Source organism: Romboutsia sp., from assembly GCF_035470145.1.
Taxonomy (GTDB): domain Bacteria; phylum Bacillota; class Clostridia; order Peptostreptococcales; family Peptostreptococcaceae; genus Romboutsia_D.
The window spans coordinates 1-1,960 of record NZ_DATIRC010000421.1 but is presented as its reverse complement, the minus strand read 5'-3'; the positions used below and the strand labels follow the sequence as shown (position 1 = coordinate 1,960).

Annotated in this window: 1 protein-coding gene; it reads left to right on the top strand. The window is 34.5% G+C overall.

Going from position 1 to position 1,960, the window contains the following annotated elements; genetic code table 11:
* Positions 1-1,960: phage tail tape measure protein (locus tag VLM92_RS16590; RefSeq protein WP_325277432.1), on the top strand; the 1,960-nt coding region annotated here is incomplete at both ends.

Genomic DNA, 1,960 nt, shown 5'->3' with positions numbered 1-1,960 from the left:
CTAGAATTGACAATAAAAGATTTTATAAACAATGCAAAAAAAGCTCAAGACAGTATAAAAAGTTCTGCGGATAATATAAAAAATAGTATGAATGAATTGCAAAATAGTGTATCAGAAAACGCAAGCGCAATCGGTGAAAGTGGTTTATTAATTGGTGGCGGTCTTGCTACTGCGGGCGGTATTGTTACAAGTGCGTTGTTAGACATGGCGGACGGTTTTGAAGAAAGCGAAAAAACTTTAAATAAATTTGGCGCGCAAACAGGAAAAACAGGAAAAGAACTTGAAAGTTTTCAAGATAGTATAAAAGATAGTTATTTAAAAGGATATGGGGACGACTTAGAACAAGTAACACAAGCCTTTTCTGATTTTAGTCGTGAACTAGGAACAACGGCAGAAGAAACACAAGCATTGACGGAAAAAGCTTTTCAATTAAACGATATTTATGATTATGATATAAATGATACTTTAAAGGCTACCGGTTCATTAATGAAAAACATGGGTATTGATGGTACTGAAAGTATGGATTTGATAGCTAAAGTGTCACAGGTTGCCGGTGATAGGGCAGATGATTTACTAGATACTATAAACGAATATTCCGCAAGATTTGCAGAAGCCGGTTTTAGTGCCGAAGAAATGGCAAACATTTTAATTAAAGGCGCACAAGCGGGTGCAAGGGATTACGACACAGTAGCCGACGCAATAAAGGAAGCTAATATATTATTAACAGAAGGTGGCGACGCCGGCGAAGAAGCATTGACAAAAATTTTAGGAAGTGGTAAAAAAGCCAAAGATATGATGGAAAGTGTTGCCGACGGAAGTTTAACAACTGGTGAAGCAATGAAAGAAATTGTTTCGGGTTTGTCTGAAATGGATAATAAAACAGAACAGGCAAACAGCGCAACGGCGGTTTTTGGTACTTTATGGGAAGAAGTTGGATTAAAAGGTTTACAAGCTATGACCGACAATACCAACGCTTTAGGTGATTACAACGGAACTTTAGACGAAGCGAATGGACTTATAAAAGAACAAGGCAAAACAATGGAACAAGTAACACGTGAATTTGAAGAAGCAAAAAATTTAATAGGTGCTGAATTAGCGCCAATATTAAGTAAATTATTAGGCGTTGCAAGTAAAGTTATTTTAAAATTAGTTGAATTTGGAAAAGCGAATCCAATATTAACGAAAATAGTAGCTATAGGTGGCACAGTTATATCAGTATTAGGAACTATAGCCGGTGTTGCTATAACAGTCGCGGGATTATTTGCCGAAGGTGGTGTATTAGCTGGTGGCGTAACTGCTTTAGGTGGTGTTTTATCAAGTGTCGGTGGTGTTATAGCCAGTGTTGTAGGTGCTATAGTAAGCGCGCCGGTTTTAATAGGCGTTGCCATAGTTGGTTTAATAGCTTTAATAATATGGAAATGGGAAGAAATAAAAACATTTACTGTTAATATATGGACCGCAATATGGAATTTTATAAAAGCTATTCCGGAAAATTTAAAAATGTTATGGAATAATTTTTTAGTATGGTTAGGCGAATTTTGGAATAGATTAAAATTAAATGCTATGACAGTATGGAATAGTATATTAGATTTTGTAAAATCAATACCGGGAAAATTATTAGAATTTTTTACTAATACGTTACCGTATTTTATAGGTTATGTCATTGGCAGAATGATTTATTTAGGTCAAAGACTAAACCAAATAATAATTGATTTCTTTGTTGTTAAAATACCGGCAATGTTTAGCAAAGGGTGGCAAATGATTATTAATTTATTTACTGTATATATACCGCGTGCATGGAATTGGTTGGGTAAAATGGTCAATGTTGCAAGGACAAAATTAGGTCAATGGGTTACAATAGCCAATCAAAAGGCAAAAGCATTTTTAGATAAAGTTATATTATATGTTAAACAGTTACCCGGTAAAATAGCAAGCTTTAAAGAAAAAGTTAAAGAAAAAA